The organism is Anabaena azotica SJ-1 (genome assembly GCF_047275885.1).
Taxonomy (GTDB): domain Bacteria; phylum Cyanobacteriota; class Cyanobacteriia; order Cyanobacteriales; family Nostocaceae; genus Trichormus_B; species Trichormus_B azotica_A.
Genome location: NZ_CP178454.1, coordinates 5,307,788 through 5,322,751, shown reverse-complemented (window position 1 = coordinate 5,322,751; position 14,964 = coordinate 5,307,788). Strand labels below are relative to the sequence as shown.

General features: G+C 39.9%; 11 protein-coding genes, 1 pseudogene and 1 CRISPR repeat array. Of the genes and pseudogenes, 8 read left to right on the top strand and 4 right to left on the bottom strand.

The features are described from left to right. The first annotated feature begins 142 nt into the window (after positions 1-142). Positions 143-1,441 carry an ABC transporter substrate-binding protein gene (locus ACLLO5_RS23080; protein ID WP_413172832.1) on the top strand — a complete coding sequence of 433 codons (1,299 nt, stop codon included), beginning with the start codon at positions 143-145 and terminating at the stop codon, positions 1,439-1,441. Between the two features lie 61 nt (positions 1,442-1,502). On the opposite strand, the gene ACLLO5_RS23075 is transcribed toward ACLLO5_RS23080, so the two are convergent. The 3 genes from ACLLO5_RS23075 to ACLLO5_RS23065 all read right to left on the bottom strand — a co-directional run bounded on the left by ACLLO5_RS23075 (position 1,503) and on the right by ACLLO5_RS23065 (position 3,928). Continuing rightward, on the bottom strand, positions 1,503-2,831 hold the full coding sequence (locus ACLLO5_RS23075; RefSeq protein WP_413172831.1) for a bifunctional folylpolyglutamate synthase/dihydrofolate synthase: 1,329 nt from the start codon (positions 2,829-2,831) through the stop codon (positions 1,503-1,505). A 133-nt stretch (positions 2,832-2,964) separates the two neighbouring features. Beyond that, the gene (locus ACLLO5_RS23070; RefSeq protein WP_013189929.1) at positions 2,965-3,090 is read right to left on the bottom strand and encodes a photosystem II protein Y; all 126 of its coding nucleotides are present in this window, start codon (positions 3,088-3,090) and stop codon (positions 2,965-2,967) included. Between the two features lie 283 nt (positions 3,091-3,373). Further along, positions 3,374-3,928 (bottom strand): gamma carbonic anhydrase family protein, encoded by a 555-nt coding sequence (locus tag ACLLO5_RS23065; RefSeq protein WP_413172830.1) that lies wholly within the window; start codon positions 3,926-3,928, stop codon positions 3,374-3,376. Positions 3,929-4,167: 239 nt separating this feature from the next. On the opposite strand from ACLLO5_RS23065, the gene ACLLO5_RS23060 reads away from it, so the two are divergent. The 7 genes and pseudogenes from ACLLO5_RS23060 to ACLLO5_RS23030 all read left to right on the top strand — a co-directional run bounded on the left by ACLLO5_RS23060 (position 4,168) and on the right by ACLLO5_RS23030 (position 13,679). Then, positions 4,168-4,680 carry a TIGR02652 family protein gene (locus tag ACLLO5_RS23060; protein WP_413172829.1) on the top strand — a complete coding sequence of 171 codons (513 nt, stop codon included), beginning with the start codon at positions 4,168-4,170 and terminating at the stop codon, positions 4,678-4,680. Positions 4,681-4,753: 73 nt separating this feature from the next. Further along, a complete protein-coding gene (locus ACLLO5_RS23055) occupies positions 4,754-5,188 on the top strand; it encodes a VOC family protein (protein WP_413172827.1) in 435 nt (144 codons plus the stop codon). Between the two features lie 230 nt (positions 5,189-5,418). Then, positions 5,419-8,220: a M16 family metallopeptidase gene (locus ACLLO5_RS23050; protein ID WP_413172826.1), complete on the top strand. Its 2,802-nt coding sequence runs from the start codon at positions 5,419-5,421 to the stop codon at positions 8,218-8,220. Positions 8,221-8,254: 34 nt separating this feature from the next. Next, positions 8,255-8,359 (top strand): annotated as a pseudogene (locus tag ACLLO5_RS23045) (CRISPR-associated endonuclease Cas2); the annotation flags it as partial. A gap of 227 nt (positions 8,360-8,586) precedes the next feature. Next, positions 8,587-9,539: a CRISPR direct-repeat array (repeat unit 37 nt; unit sequence GTTGAAATTTCAAATAATCCCTATTAGGGATTGAAAC). Positions 9,540-10,096: 557 nt separating this feature from the next. Further along, positions 10,097-10,924 (top strand): type I methionyl aminopeptidase, encoded by an 828-nt coding sequence (gene map / locus ACLLO5_RS23040; protein WP_413176167.1) that lies wholly within the window; start codon positions 10,097-10,099, stop codon positions 10,922-10,924. A gap of 171 nt (positions 10,925-11,095) precedes the next feature. Then, on the top strand, positions 11,096-11,983 hold the full coding sequence (locus ACLLO5_RS23035; RefSeq protein ID WP_413172825.1) for an XDD3 family exosortase-dependent surface protein: 888 nt from the start codon (positions 11,096-11,098) through the stop codon (positions 11,981-11,983). Between the two features lie 298 nt (positions 11,984-12,281). Next, positions 12,282-13,679, top strand: a complete 1,398-nt coding sequence (locus tag ACLLO5_RS23030; protein WP_413172824.1) for an amidase — start codon at positions 12,282-12,284, stop codon at positions 13,677-13,679. Positions 13,680-13,704: 25 nt separating this feature from the next. On the opposite strand, the gene ACLLO5_RS23025 is transcribed toward ACLLO5_RS23030, so the two are convergent. After that, positions 13,705-14,904 (bottom strand): IS4 family transposase, encoded by a 1,200-nt coding sequence (locus tag ACLLO5_RS23025; protein WP_413172823.1) that lies wholly within the window; start codon positions 14,902-14,904, stop codon positions 13,705-13,707. Between the last annotated feature and the right edge of the window lie 60 nt (positions 14,905-14,964).

The window sequence follows — 14,964 nt, the reverse complement described above, 5'->3', positions numbered from 1 at the left end:
AGTCAGTAGGAAGATACTGTTCCCTATTCCCTCTTAACTGTCACCTGTCACTGATTTTCTTACTAAGTAATCTATATAGCCTATAATCTCGACATTTCTGCATAAGTTTTTCACCCCTTTTAATCGTAAAAATATTACCACGATGATTCGATCGCACAAATTCAAAAATCTAACTGTTTGGGTGCTAATTGGTTTACTAGCTAGTTGGGTGGTAAGTTGCAGCACAGGTAATGTGGGAACAACAACAAAACCAGGTGCTTCAGAAACCGCAAACATTGAGTTTTGGACAATGCAACTCCAACCTCAATTTACCAACTACTTCCAAAGCCTGATTACAAGCTTTGAATCCCAAAACCCCAGTATCAAAGTCAGATGGGTGGATGTACCTTGGTCAGCAATGGAGAACAAGATTTTAACAGCTGTCTCCGCAAAAACGCCACCAGATGTTGTTAACCTTAATCCAGATTTTGCTTCCCAACTAGCAGGACGAAATGCCTGGTTAGATTTGGATGCAAAAATCCCAAATGAAGTTCGTTCCTCCTATTTGCCTAATATTTGGCAAGCTAGTACCTTGAATGGCAAGAGTTTTGGTATTCCCTGGTATCTCACCACAAGGTTAACTATTTATAACACTGATTTGTTAAAACAAGCTGGTATCACAAAACCTCCTGCAACTTATACAGAATTAGCGCAAGCGGCACAACAAATTAAAGATAAAACAGATAAATACGCCTTTTTTGCCACTTTTGTACCCCAAGATTCTGGTGAGGTGTTGGAATCATTTGTACAAATGGGTGTCACTTTAGTAAATGCTGAGGGTAAAGCGGCTTTTAATTCACCACAAGGAAAAGCAGCTTTTCAATATTGGGTAGATTTGTATAAGAAAGGATTACTACCTAAAGAATCATTGACACAAGGACACCGCCATGCAATTGATTTATATCAATCAGGTGAAACTGCGTTTTTAGCTTCTGGACCTGAGTTTCTGAAGACCATATCTAATAATGCACCCAAAATTGCTCAAGCTTCTGCGATCGCACCACAAATTACAGGCGATACAGGGAAGAAAAATGTCGCTGTCATGAACATAGTTATTCCCCGTGCCAGCAAACACCCTGATGCAGCAGTGAAATTTGCCTTATTTGTGACTAATGATGAAAATCAATTAGCTTTTGCTAAAGCTGCTAATGTTTTACCTTCAACTGTTAAAGCACTTGCTGATAATTATTTTAAAGAAGTTCCTGCTACTGCTACCACTGCGGAAAAGGGACGTATTATCAGCGCCCAACAAATGCAAACAGCAGAAGTTTTAACTCCGAAAATGAAGGATTTTAAATTGTTACAAAAGGCAATTTATGAAAATCTCCAAGCTGCAATGTTAGGACAAAAAACGGTAGATAAAGCTGTAGAAGATGCAGCGCAACAGTGGGATAATAGGTGATTGAAGGCAGGAGGCAGGAGGCAGGAGGCAGGAGTCAGAAGTTTTGGAATTTTAAATATATCTATTTCCTGTTGCCTTCTTGCCCAATACCTAAATTACTATTCCCTAAAAAATGTCCAATTAAATAAAGAGAACCACATAAAACAACTAGATTATCTGTGGAAGTGAAAGCAGCATCTAAAGCCGAAAATACATCTGGATAGGTGCTGCAAAAACCTAAGTCTGGGCAAGTTTCATTGGCTAATTTTGATAAGTGTTCAAGATCGGCTGAATTATTATCAGGGACTGGTACTAAATATAATTTATCGCCTGTTTTCAATAATGCTTGAAAAATATCAGCATGATCTTTAGTCGCTAACATTCCCATTACCCAGGTTATATTTTGGGTGATGTTTTGAGTATTTAAACTATCTACATAATTTCTTAAAACTTCTGCTGAGGCTGGGTTATGTGCGCCATCAATTAATAGTTGATAATCTTTATTATTATGTTTCCAGATGAACCATTGCATTCTTCCTGGCCATTTGGTTTTTCCCATACCATTAATGATGGCCTGTTCCGAAATTTGCCAACCTTGTTTTTGCAATATTTCTAAAGTTGCTAAAGCCAAAGCAGAATTATGTAATTGAATTTGTCCTTGTAATGGTAGCGGATATTTAATTGTAGATTTGCAATTTTCTATTTTCTCCCCTGCTCCCCATCTTTTATACTCTGCCCATCCTGTATTAATTTCTACAGCAGGTTGAGGGGCAATGATAGGGCATTGTGATTCTAAACTACGGGATATTACAACTTTTTGAGCATCTGCTGGTAATTGTCCCATGACTACAGGACATCCAGCTTTAATAATACCTGCTTTTTCTCCAGCAATATCAGCCACTGTCGGTCCTAATTGTTGCCAATGTTCTCGACTGATGGAAGTAATTACTGTTACTAGAGGCTGAGAACAAACATTAGTAGCATCTAAACGCCCTCCTAATCCCACTTCCACTACTGCCACATCAACTTTTTGATGTGCAAAATATAACCAAGCCGCTGCGGTAATTACCTCAAACTGGGTTGGTGATTCTTCATTTGGGTCAATAGCAGCTTGAACTTGTAGTATTAATTGGGACAAACTTTCTGGATTGATTGGCTGTTCATTTATACAGATACGTTCTGTCCAATCTACCAAATGTGGGGAAGTGTACCGTCCTGTACGATAACCAGCTTCGGTGAGTACGGAGGAAAGATAAGCGCACACAGAACCCTTGCCATTAGTTCCAGCAACATGAATTACAGGAACTTGTTCATGGGGATTGTCAAGATTTGCTAATAATTTGACTATGCGAGATAGTCCCAGATTAACACCAAAGTGTTGAAAGGGTTGGAGTAAGGAGTCGATGTTCACGACCATAGGTGACAGGTGACAGGTGACAGGTGACAGTTAAAAAAGCAGGGGGCAGGGTGTCAGGGGAGAATATTAACTTTTGCCTTTTGCCTTTTGCCTCTTGCCTTCTGTTCCCTGTTCCCTGTTCCCTTAATTAAGCTTCTTTGTTCAAAAAGTTTTGTACTTGTCTAATAGCAGCAGCGCCGATGTTAAAAGCAGCCCAACCGGCAGCGATCGCTAGTGGTGCTAAAACGATGATTACACGGGTATCAATGTCCATATTTAGAAGCCCTCTGTTATGTAGAAATTAAAGTTTTGTCAACAGTTATCAATTTTTATTTTTATCTGAAGTGGGGTATTTTTCCAAGGGGAAGTGTAAAGAATGATGAAGTTGGGCAGGGGTCAGGAGTTCAGGAGTTCAGGAGTTCAGGAGTTCAGGAGTTCAGGAGGAAGAAGAAAAAAGAAGGAATTAATCTTTCCCCCCTGCTCCTCTGCTCCTCTGCTCCTCTGCTCCTCTGCTCCCCTGCTCCCCTGCTCCCCTGCTCCCCTGCTCCCCTGCTCCCCTACTCCCCATCTTCTTCCCTGTCACCTGTCACCTGATGAAAACCAATATCTGTCCCCTTACCGGCGTGAACTAGGGCTAATTTGTGGTATTTTTCGGCGTGTTCTATGAGTTCTGCCGCTTCAGTGTCTGTGAGTTGACGGACGATTTTAGCGGGGATGCCGACTACTAGGGAAAATGGAGGTATGTCTTTGGTTACTACTGCACCTGCGCCAATGATGCTACTATGACCAATTCTGACTCCATTTAAAATGATTGCGCCAATGCCTATTAAACTTCCACGTTCAATATGGGCAGAATGTACCACAGCACGATGCCCTATAGTTACATGATCTTCTAATATTGTTGGCAGACCAGGATCACCATGCAAAATGGCCCCATCCTGAATGTTTGTGCATTCGCCAATTTCAATGCGTTCTACATCTCCTCTAATTACTGCGCCATACCATAAGCTCGCACCTGCTGCGATGTTGACTGAACCGACAACAACGGCGTTGGGTGCGATAAAGGCGGCTTGAGAAAAATCGGGAGATGTCCAGTAGGAAACAGTAGACACGATAGAATATTGATATGGTACCCAGGAACACTGGAAAAACTCCAACCTTCGAGGCTGATTGCACAACCAGGATATCACAGCCGTTTGCCCTGTACGCTAAGGAAGGTGCTACTGAGTATTGCTGTTGCTGCAACTTATTATTTTGCGGTGGTGAGCAACTAACTCAAGGTGGTGGAGCCAAAGTGTTAAATCCAACCTATTGGTGCTGGTAAAGACAAAATTATGCTTGTACGCACTTCATGATGAATCCAGGCTTGCAGTACCCAATATTTGGCCCTGAAATACAGTGTCCTCACTGTCGCCAAACTATTCCCGCGCTAACGCTGACAGATACTTATCTGTGTACTCGTCATGGCGCGTTTGAAGCGAATCCGAAAACTGGGGAGTTGGTACATCTCCAGTCGGGTCGTCATTGGCGCAGGTGGAATAATGAATGGTATCGACAACATACTCATCCTGACGGGATTCGCTTTGAAATTCACGAGGCGTTAGATAAGCTTTATACTCAAGGATATAGAGCTACAAGGGTGATTATTGCCCGACGCTATCAGGAGTTGATGAGTGGGTATTTGGAACGCAGTAGTCCTTGGCGTTCTGGACATCCGGAAGCTACAGCTGCTCGTTTGTACGGTTTACCAGTTGAATTTAGTCCCGAACCTGCTGAGGATTCATGCTGGGATGTGATTAATTTTGATTTAGATAAGGAGCCTGGTGTGCCGGTGCGTTACCCTTATTTCCGCTTGTTTGAATAGATATGGCTATTTTAGATTTTAGGTTGTAGATTTATCCTCAATCTGAAATCTGAAATTTAAAATCCAAAATTCTATGCACCATGCTTCTATTCGGACTGCTAATATTCACCGTGCGATCGCTTTCTATGAACAGTTAGGATTTACTGTTGGCGATCGCTTCACTACAGGTTATACTCTAGCTTGCTGGATGGAAGGTTTGGATAGCCGCATTGAATTGATCCAAATTCCCCAGCCAAAACCAGCCCCTGATGCCTTTGCAGATGAGCATTATGTGGGCTATTATCATCTTTCCTTTGATTTAACTGAAATTACACCAGATCTACACAACTGGTTATCAGATTTAAAGGCGCAAATAGCTGCAATCAGTGATTTGCAACCCCTCACAGTCCTTTTAGAACCAACTCAGCAGCAAATAGGCGATCGCATCCTCGAAGTCGCTTTCATCGCCGACGCTGATGGCTTGCCTTTAGAGTTTATCCGGTTTTTGGACAAGTTAGGGAACAGGTGACAGGTGACAGGTGACAGGTGACAGGTGACAGTAAGAAGGGAGCAGGGGAGGATGAGGGAGATGGGGAGAATAAATAACCTCCTGACTCCTGACTCCTGACTCCTGACTCCTGACTCCTGAACTCCTGACTCCTGCCTCCTGAACTCCTTCTAAAAATTTTCCAGAAAATTTAAACTTCGACTGTATAGGTAAAAAAGATGTAGTCTTATTTACTTATATTCAAAAAATATATGTTTGTTATTTCTGTCTTCCATAGATATCGTGTTCCTCTACTACTATTTATTTTTTCCTTAATTGCAGCGGTTTCGTTAAGGCATACTTCTGCTGTGAGCCAAAATTTAAAGATCGCCAAATGGGAACATTCTCAGCAAATTTTCGTAAACAAAAAAACAAATAATCTTACATTGACAAAAAATGTCCAGAAGACCGTACTGGAAAATGGTTTAACAGTCTTGACAAAAGAGGTACATAATACACCAGTTGTCACGGTGCAGGTATGGTACAAAGTTGGCTCAGGTTATGAAGCATCGGGAGTCAATGGTGTTGCTCACCAGTTGGAACATCTGATGTTTAAAGGTACAAAAAACCGTCCTGTTCAATTTGGACAGTTATTTAGTGCTTTGGGTAGTGACTCCAATGCTTTCACTAGTTATGAGCAAACGGCATATTACAATACTGCTGAAAGTGATAAACTCAAAGCACTGCTGGAATTGGAAGCAGACAGGATGGAAAATTCGCTCATTGATCCTCAGCAATTAGCGAGTGAAAAGCAGGTGGTTATTTCTGAGTTAGAGGGTTATGAAAATAGTCCCAAATACCGCCTTAAGCGTGCTGTATTGAAGTCTATATTTCCCAATCATGCTTATGGTTTACCTACAGGTGGAACTAAAGCGGATGTGGAAAAATTGACTGTTGAGCAGGTGCGGGATTATTATCAAAAATTCTACACTCCTGACAATGCTGTATTGGTAATTGTGGGAGATTTTCAAACTCCACAAACTCTGGAAACAGTTAAAGAGATTTTTGGTAAAATTCCCCAAGGTCAAAAATCTCTCTCGAAACCTACTCCCCCTATTCCTCAATTTCCTTCTTCTCCTATCGTTTTACGAGAACCAGGTGCGGGGAAGCTGTTACAGGTGATTTATCCTCTTCCTGATGTCAATCACCCAGATGTACCGATTTTGGGAGTGATGGATTATATTTTGACGGGAGGAAAGAATTCTTATTTATATCAGGCTTTGGTGAATTCGGGTTTGGCTAATGATGTTTCGGCTCATGTTGCTAGTTTGGGGGCGATCGGTTGGTATGATTTATCGGTGAATGCTTCACCAAATCAAGATTTACGAAAAATTCAGGATTCTATTAAGACTGCAATTACGCAACTTGTTAAAACAGGGGTGACATCTGAACAAGTTGAACGTGCTAAAACTCAATTAGCCGCATCTGTGATTTTAAATAGGCGTGATGTCGCTGGTCAAGGAATGCAATTTGCGAATGATCAACTAATTGCTGGTGACGATCGCTATACAGAACGTTATTTGGAAAACGTCCGTCAGGTAAAATCTGAGGATGTGATAGCTGTAATTAAGAAGTATCTCCAGCCAGAAGCGCAATTAGTGGGGTTTTTTGAACCTGAAGACAATGCTGATGATCGTCGTTTATCAGGGTCTGGGGAGACTGAAGAAAATCTGACTTCTGGTGTGACAGCAACTCCATCTGAGGTAATCAAGTATTTACCAAATTTGGATGATGCTAACAATAAATTAAATCATCCCATACCAGAGAAACTAAGATTAGCTAATGGTTTGCGGGTGTTACTATTACCAGACAAGAGTAGTCCGACTGTGACTTTAAGTGGCTATATTAAAGCGGGTAAGGAATTTGACGACAATGAAAAAGCGGGTTTAGCGTCTTTGGTGGTAGATAATTTGATGAGTGGGACTAAAACTAAGGATGCCTTGACTATTGCGAAAATTCTGGAAGATCGTGGTGCAAGTTTAGATTTTACTGCACAGCGGGAAGGTGTACGTATTCAGGGTAAGTGTTTAAGGGAAGATTTTTCTGTTTTGTTGGACACGATGGCAGATGTTGTAAGAAATTCTACATTTCCCGCGAAGGAATTAAAACTGACTCGTCAACAAGCTTTAAATGCTCTGAATGTTGAATTAGATGATCCTTATGAGGTAGCAAACCGCCAATTTATTCAATCTTTGTATCCGCAAAATCACCCTTCTCATACCTTTGCGACCAAGGAAAGTATACAGAGAATTAAACAAAGGGATGCGATCGCATTTAAACAAAAACATTATCGTCCAGATACTATGGTATTGGCATTGGTGGGTGATTTTGATGTGGAGAAAGTGCGATCGCAAATCGAAAATCAATTTGGTGATTGGTTAGTCAGTGGCAAAGCACCAATGGTAGAATATCCCACTGTGGTGATGACAGATAAGGGAGTGCGGATTAATTCTGTTTTACCCGGTAAATCCCAAGCTGTTACCTACATGGGTTACACAGGTATTAAACGCCAAGACCCCAGATTTTATCAAGCTTTGGTGTTAAATCAAATTTTGGGAGGGGATACTTTATCTAGTAGACTGGGTGCAGAAGTGCGCGATCGCTTGGGTTTAACCTACGAAATTTATAGCAACTTCCAAGGTGGAAAGAATATTGGCACTTTTTTGATTGAAATGCAAACCAGTCCAGAAGATACGAATAAAGCGATCGCCACCACCCGTAAACTATTAAAACAACTACATCAGCAAGGTGTGACAGAACTAGAAGTTGAAACCGCTAAACGCACTTTGATTAGCAACTATAATATTTCTCTGTCCAAACCTGAGCAATTAACAGCCAGAATTCTGATGAATGAGGTTTATGAATTAGACCCAATGGAATTACGCGCTTTTGCTGAAAAACTTCAGAAAGTTACCAAAAAAGAAGTTAATCAAGTTGCCCGTCAGTTACTAGATCCTGATAAATTGGTAGTGGTGACGGCTGGGCCTGCAATCATGGCTGAAGCGATTAACTAGTTCAGCTTCTTCGGTCTATTGGGTAAATCAAGTCGATACTGATAGCATCCGTTTTTACTTCCTTTGCGCTTGCTGTTTTGGTCAGGTTGAACAAATTGGTCATCAACAACCCCGCAATCAGACTATTTTCTTGGCCTAATGCGCGGATGGGTGGGTGTAAAAAATCCCGGTGAGAAAAAAATGGCTGAAGTTCAATCTAGACAAGGTTTTCACGGCTTTTGAGTAGTTCACCCATCCGCGCACCTTACACAGCAAGGGTTTCAGCCATTTTCACTCTTGACACAATTCCTGGAATGGACTATCATAAGACCATCCGCGCAACCGAACCTTGAAAACTACATATATATAGCCTTTCAGCCTCCCGCTGTTGAAATTTCAAATAATCCCTATTAGGGATTGAAACTACTAATATCTAGTTTGTACTTTTTGGTTGTACCCTCCCCCGGTTGAAATTTCAAATAATCCCTATTAGGGATTGAAACGCTGCCGTAAGTACAGAAGATAAACCTTCTGTTTGGGTTGGTTGAAATTTCAAATAATCCCTATTAGGGATTGAAACAAGTTTTATCAGGTCATCTGGGCTGTTTACCCAGGTTGAAATTTCAAATAATCCCTATTAGGGATTGAAACTTGTTCTGCTAATCCTTCAAATCTTGTTTGCGGTGCTTCCGGTTGAAATTTCAAATAATCCCTATTAGGGATTGAAACATCAATATCAATCTCAACGGTTATGCTTTCCATGTTTTTCGGTTGAAATTTCAAATAATCCCTATTAGGGATTGAAACACAGCTACACAACCAACGGAAACAACAATCACACAATTGTTTTATGGTGGTTGAAATTTCAAATAATCCCTATTAGGGATTGAAACAAGAATGTCGCTTAGAGCCTGTAAAACGGACTCCATGTTGAAATTTCAAATAATCCCTATTAGGGATTGAAACAAAAATCCAACTAGCGACGTGGTAGGTTCACCTGTCGTTGAAATTTCAAATAATCCCTATTAGGGATTGAAACCAAGCTTGTATCCCAGGAAGTCAGCATTTGCTAGGTTGAAATTTCAAATAATCCCTATTAGGGATTGAAACAGTAAGTTGAGCGATCGCAACTATAGAACCAAAAGGGTTGAAATTTCAAATAATCCCTATTAGGGATTGAAACGTAAATATTTTTCTGCTTCAGATTCGGAGTCTGCTTCCCCAGTTGAAATTTCAAATAATCCCTATTAGGGATTGAAACCTCAATATTGAACGCTCCAACGCCACCACAGCAGCGAAGGAGGTTGAAATTTCAAATAATCCCTATTAGGGATTGAAACAAAATTCTGGCTTTGGATTCGATATTGTGGTTGATATTTGCCAAAATCATGAAGCGAGAGTATTGACAGCAGCCTCAAAACCTGATATTATAAATCTTGATAAGGAAGAATTATCGTAAAATAAATACGGTAATTCACAAAGAGTTTTAAGAGACTTCTATTTATTCTCCATCTTGTTAACGCTAATTAAGAATATTTATATCGAAATCTAATTATAGTAACCCCTTTGGATTTTACATAAAAATATCAAAAAAAAGTTAATACGTCAATATCAATCGCTGAAAAAACGGAAACTCGTAAAGTTATTGATAATATTCTCAATAATATTGAGAATATGACCAAATTATTGCAAACAGTGAGAATCTGTACAATTTTTCCAAAATAGAGATTAAAAAAACTTATTTGTAGAAACCTATCCTGTGCTGTTTCCTGTTCTGTATTTCCCTTGTTTCTTTAGCAGTGCAAAATAAGTTAACGTATATATAGATATTTTTCTCAATAAATCTCAACAACCTAACACCTAAGCCTTAAAGCGCCGGTAATTACTAAATTTCATGATGAACATTTTTAGCAGCTTGCTTTCTCAACCAGTGCAGCCAAAACCAGCACCAAAACAACGCCGGGGCATTGAAATTAAATCTCCCCGCGAAATTGAAATTATGCGACAATCGGCAAAGATTGTGGCAACTGTTCTCAAAGAAATTTCTGAGCTAGTCAAGCCAGGAATGACGACCGCTGATTTGGATGCTTATGCAGAAAAACGCATCCGGGAAATGGGTGCAACTCCCAGTTTTAAAGGATATCACGGTTTTCCCGCTTCCATTTGTTCTAGTATTAATAATGAAGTTGTACATGGTATTCCCAGTCCGAAAAAGGTGATTCGGGCAGGAGATGTATTAAAAGTTGATACAGGCGCTTATTATCAAGGATTTCACGGTGATTCTTGTATTACAATTGCTGTAGAAAACGTTACTCCCGAAGCTGCTAAATTGATTCGTGTGGCTGAAGAGGCTTTATTTAAAGGGATTGAACAAGTAAAAGCTGGTGTTCATCTTGTAGAAATTGCTGGTGCCATTGAAGACCATGTGAAAGCAAATAATTTTGCTGTGGTTGAACAATTTACAGGTCATGGTGTGGGGAGAAATTTACACGAAGAACCAGCGGTGTTTAACTACCGGACTCGTGATATTCCCAATGTAAAATTGCGTGCTGGTATGACTTTGGCAATTGAACCAATTTTGAATGCTGGTTCTAAAAATACCCGGATTTTAGCTGATAGATGGACGGCTGTCACTGTTGATAATGCTTTGTCTGCTCAGTTTGAGCATACTGTATTAGTTACAGATAGCGGTTATGAGATTTTAACTGATAGATCGGAAGTTTAACCCAAATTAATAGAAATTTGGCGCAGATTCCCGACTTTTTCGATAAGTTGGGGGTCTTTTTTTTTAATCTATTCAAATTTGAATTTTTGTAAAATTAACCACAAAAACATAGCTTGAAAGTTATCTTGTTCTGTTAATAAATTTACCCATTAACAGGGGATAAAAATTTTCATGCTGTGCCAAAAAACTATTAGATTACTGTTAGGTTTACTTACTGCTAGTTTTGGCTTCATATCTACTTCTGTACAACCTGCCCATGCTGGTAGTCTGTTAGGTGAATGGTATTACACCGTTGATTCTTTTAATGATGGTTTGTCACTAGGTGTTGGTAGTAATAATTCTCCTTACGAAATTTATGGAATGGCAATGAAAGAAACTGCTAATGAGATCACTTTTGCCATTAATACCAATTTACCTGCTGAAGGAATTAGCAATATTTATGCTCAGGATTTTCATGTGGCTTGGGGCGATTTATTGCTAAATTTCACGGGAAAATCTCTAGATGTTGCCAATGCTGCTAGTCAATTATTCGGTGTACATTGGGCTGTAAATGCATCAGGTGTACCAGAATTAGGTGTTTATCAAAATGTCACAGCTAAAGCTGTTGCCCAAGAGAATGGTTTGCTATTACAAGATGCAAGCTTACGGGGTTATAACAACAGGGTAATTAGTAAGGGAGGAAACCCATCTCATGGTGATTTAGGGGTAATTAATGATTATTTTAATGAAAATCATTACGTTCAAAATGTGATTGCTGCTGGGACAAAAATTGGTGCTGTGAATGTGTTAAGTGATCTTAGCAATCTGGGTCTAGATTTTGCTCATTTTGGGGCTACAGGTAGTCAAACCTTGGCGTTTAGTTTTGCCAGGAATTTATTACCTGATGGTAATTTCATAGCTCACTTGTCACCAGAATGTGATAATGATTTGATTGCTATGGTAGGCAAGCTGAAAACTAATGAACAGCCTCCCCGATCTGTACCTGAATCTTCTACACTTTTACCCCTTGGTATGATTGCTATGCTGTTTGCGGCATCTCGTCAGCAACGTCGGAGGTAATTTGGGTTGAGAATTGCGATCGCACAGATCAAGATGCTGATAGGGTAAATTGGTATAAACTAGAGGCTATCACACTCATTCACCAGGCGATCGCATTTTGATTTATATTTTTGGAGGATACAAATTTGGATCAAAGCCAGGAGTTGCAGCAAGTTTGTTTCTCTAGACATAGGCATCTGAAAATGATAGCTTGCTAAAAAGTAGAAACAAGATGAAAACGCTGGGTTAATAATTGTGAAATATTGAAAATATATAACTCCCGATAGATGTATGAAAATTATAGTTGCAGAAAACAATAATGAATGAAATTGATTTAGCTTTTACGCCAGCATTAGAGTTAGCGCGATTAGTCCGTTGTCGGGAAGTTTCTCCCCTAGATTTAGTAGAAGTATATTTAGAACGGATTTCTCGCTTAAATCCCCAACTGGGAAGTTATTTTACAGTTACGGCAGATTTGGCTGTTGCTGATGCTAAAGCCAAGACAGAATTACTCACAACCACCTCAGAACTACCACCATTTTTTGGTGTCCCGATTTCTATTAAAGATTTAAATGCGGTAGCAGGAGTTACTTGCACTTACGGAAATCCGGCATTAGTCAATAATATCGCTAACTATGATGATGGCGTAGTTATCAAAATTAAACAAGCCGGTTTTACGATTCTTGGCAAAACTGCCACTTCTGAATTAGGTTCTTATCCTTACAGCGAACCTACGGGATTTCCACCAGCCAGAAACCCGTGGAATTTAGAATATACTCCCGGTGGTTCTAGTGGTGGTGCAGCCTCATCGGTAGCTGCGGGATTGAGTGCGATCGCACAAGGTTCAGACGGTGGTGGTTCAATTCGGGGTCCAGCGGCTTGTTGTGGTGTGGTAGGAATCAAACCAGCCAGAGGAAGAGTCACAAAAGCACCAGTAGGCGATCGTTTGGGAGGAATAGCTGTTAATGGACCCATCGCTAGAACTGTAGCAGATGCAGCAGCAATGTTAGATGTTATATCTGGCTATTTCACTGGTGATCCTTATTGGTTAAGCGATCCACAACCTTCCTTTTTTGCCGCAAGTCAAGTAAAAACCCCTAGTTTAAAAATAGCTTTTAGTACCAATATTCCTCCCTTGGGAGCAGCCGACGAGAATTGTCAACAAGGAGTTTTACAAACAGTTCAACTTCTAGAACAATTGGGACACCAAATAGCAGAAAAATGTCCAGATTTCAGCGGTTTAGTAGAACCATTTCAAATTGTCTGGCAATCTGGAGTAGCTGCGGCAGGAATTCCCCCAGAAGCATTGCAGCCATTGAATAGGTGGTTATTAGCTAGAACTGGTTCTGTAGCTGAATATTTACAAGCATTGGCACAATTGCAAATCGTTTCTCGGTCAATTGTTGCATTTTTTGATACTGTAGATGTGCTGGTTTTACCGGTTTATTTACATTCCCCAATTCGTGTAGGTGAGTGGGAAAATCTCAGTCCAGAAGAAACATTTCAAAATATTATTAACTGGGTCGCCCCTTGCCCTGTAGCAAATGCTACCGGATTACCTGCGATCGCCATTCCCGTCGGTTTTGATAGCAACGGCTTACCCATAAGTGTGCAGTTAGTCGGTAAACCTGCCGCTGAGTCCACCATTATCAGCCTTGCAGCGCAATTGGAAGCAGCTAACCCTTGGATTCAACATCGTCCCGCATTTGCCCTATAATGCAGCTTAACGGGTGACAAGGTGGCTAAACAGCTTGTTTCATAAGGGATAGAGCCTGAAAGCCACGTTGAAAAAAGAGGCGTTTATGAGGCTTGAGATCGATTAAGTTCAGAGCTAAATCAGCCCATAAATCCATGCCATAAATCCAAAGTTGTCCGTAGAGAGAAAAGCTAAAATTACTCTGGCGTGGGTACTTGTCCTGATGTTGTTGAATACGTCCGGCATAAGTTTCTATACCTAGTTTTTTCATCCGTTGACCGTGCATAGTAGCCAAACTATAAGCAATGATAATCAATAATACTAAAGCTAAAAAACGTGTTTCATTGACTTTGGTATCCTCTAGATTATAACCACCAGTTTTACAATCCTTGAAGAATTGCTCAATTCCCCATCGGCATCTATAGAGGCATAAAGTTTGTTTCAAAGTTGGCAAATTCGTTAAAATATACCAAGGTTCTTTTGGTCCTTTATTTCGATATTTTCTCTTCCAATAAACAGCGATATTAAATAAACCTAATTCATCCCCTTTCCCACATTTGACTTTCTCATAAAACTTCGACATTCCTGGCTTAAACCCTTGGTTTTTAAGAACTTGATATTCTTGTTCAGGTTTTTCTTGGAAATGAAGGTCTTTTTTCTGACGTAGAGCAAAATATATTCCTTGCTCATCAAGCCATTTAGCCAGTTTTGGACTATGAAATTCTCTATCTGCTAACACCACAATTCGACATTTTTTTAACAACTTTATTGCCGTCTTTATCAATCGTTTTTGGGTTTGTAAATTACTATTTCCGACATGATTTAATGTTTCCCAATACAGTGGTAAGGCATGAGTACCCCATACCAATGTCACCATAAATATATTTCGTCCTTTCCACTGTGTTCTATCCAGTGCTACCATCCAATAACCATATTTTTGATATTGTTTTTTCTGAAAATAACGACGCTGTTCTCGATTCAGTTGCTTTGGTTTTAACGATTGTCTAATCCAATATTTTATCAACGGAAACCATAATAATTTTACGCAGAGTTTCCCTATTGCTAAAAATCTTTGTAGATTGCGTTTCCTGCTTTCATATTGAATTGGTTGGGGAAATAAACTTGCCAATTTTGACAGTTTTACTTGGCGATGAGCTTGTATCAATAACAACAATATCTCCAATGTCAAATACTGCTGTTCACTCAAATGCTTTCTGAAAATTGTTTGATATGATTGTGGTAACATTTTTTTGTTTTGGGGGCTTCCTTGCCCCTATTTTTTTCCCCCCTTATTTTCTCAAATTAT

Excerpts from the sequence above, each read along its gene's own strand:
- ACLLO5_RS23035 (WP_413172825.1), top strand. The coding sequence starts at position 11,096 with ATGCTGTGCCAAAAAACTATTAGATTACTGTTAGGTTTACTTACTGCT.
- ACLLO5_RS23025 (WP_413172823.1), bottom strand. The coding sequence starts at position 14,904 with ATGTTACCACAATCATATCAAACAATTTTCAGAAAGCATTTGAGTGAA.
- ACLLO5_RS23080 (WP_413172832.1), top strand. The coding sequence starts at position 143 with ATGATTCGATCGCACAAATTCAAAAATCTAACTGTTTGGGTGCTAATT.
- ACLLO5_RS23060 (WP_413172829.1), top strand. The coding sequence starts at position 4,168 with ATGATGAATCCAGGCTTGCAGTACCCAATATTTGGCCCTGAAATACAG.
- ACLLO5_RS23055 (WP_413172827.1), top strand. The coding sequence starts at position 4,754 with ATGCACCATGCTTCTATTCGGACTGCTAATATTCACCGTGCGATCGCT.
- ACLLO5_RS23070 (WP_013189929.1), bottom strand. The coding sequence starts at position 3,090 with ATGGACATTGATACCCGTGTAATCATCGTTTTAGCACCACTAGCGATC.
- ACLLO5_RS23050 (WP_413172826.1), top strand. The coding sequence starts at position 5,419 with ATGTTTGTTATTTCTGTCTTCCATAGATATCGTGTTCCTCTACTACTA.
- map (WP_413176167.1), top strand. The coding sequence starts at position 10,097 with ATGAACATTTTTAGCAGCTTGCTTTCTCAACCAGTGCAGCCAAAACCA.
- ACLLO5_RS23030 (WP_413172824.1), top strand. The coding sequence starts at position 12,282 with ATGAATGAAATTGATTTAGCTTTTACGCCAGCATTAGAGTTAGCGCGA.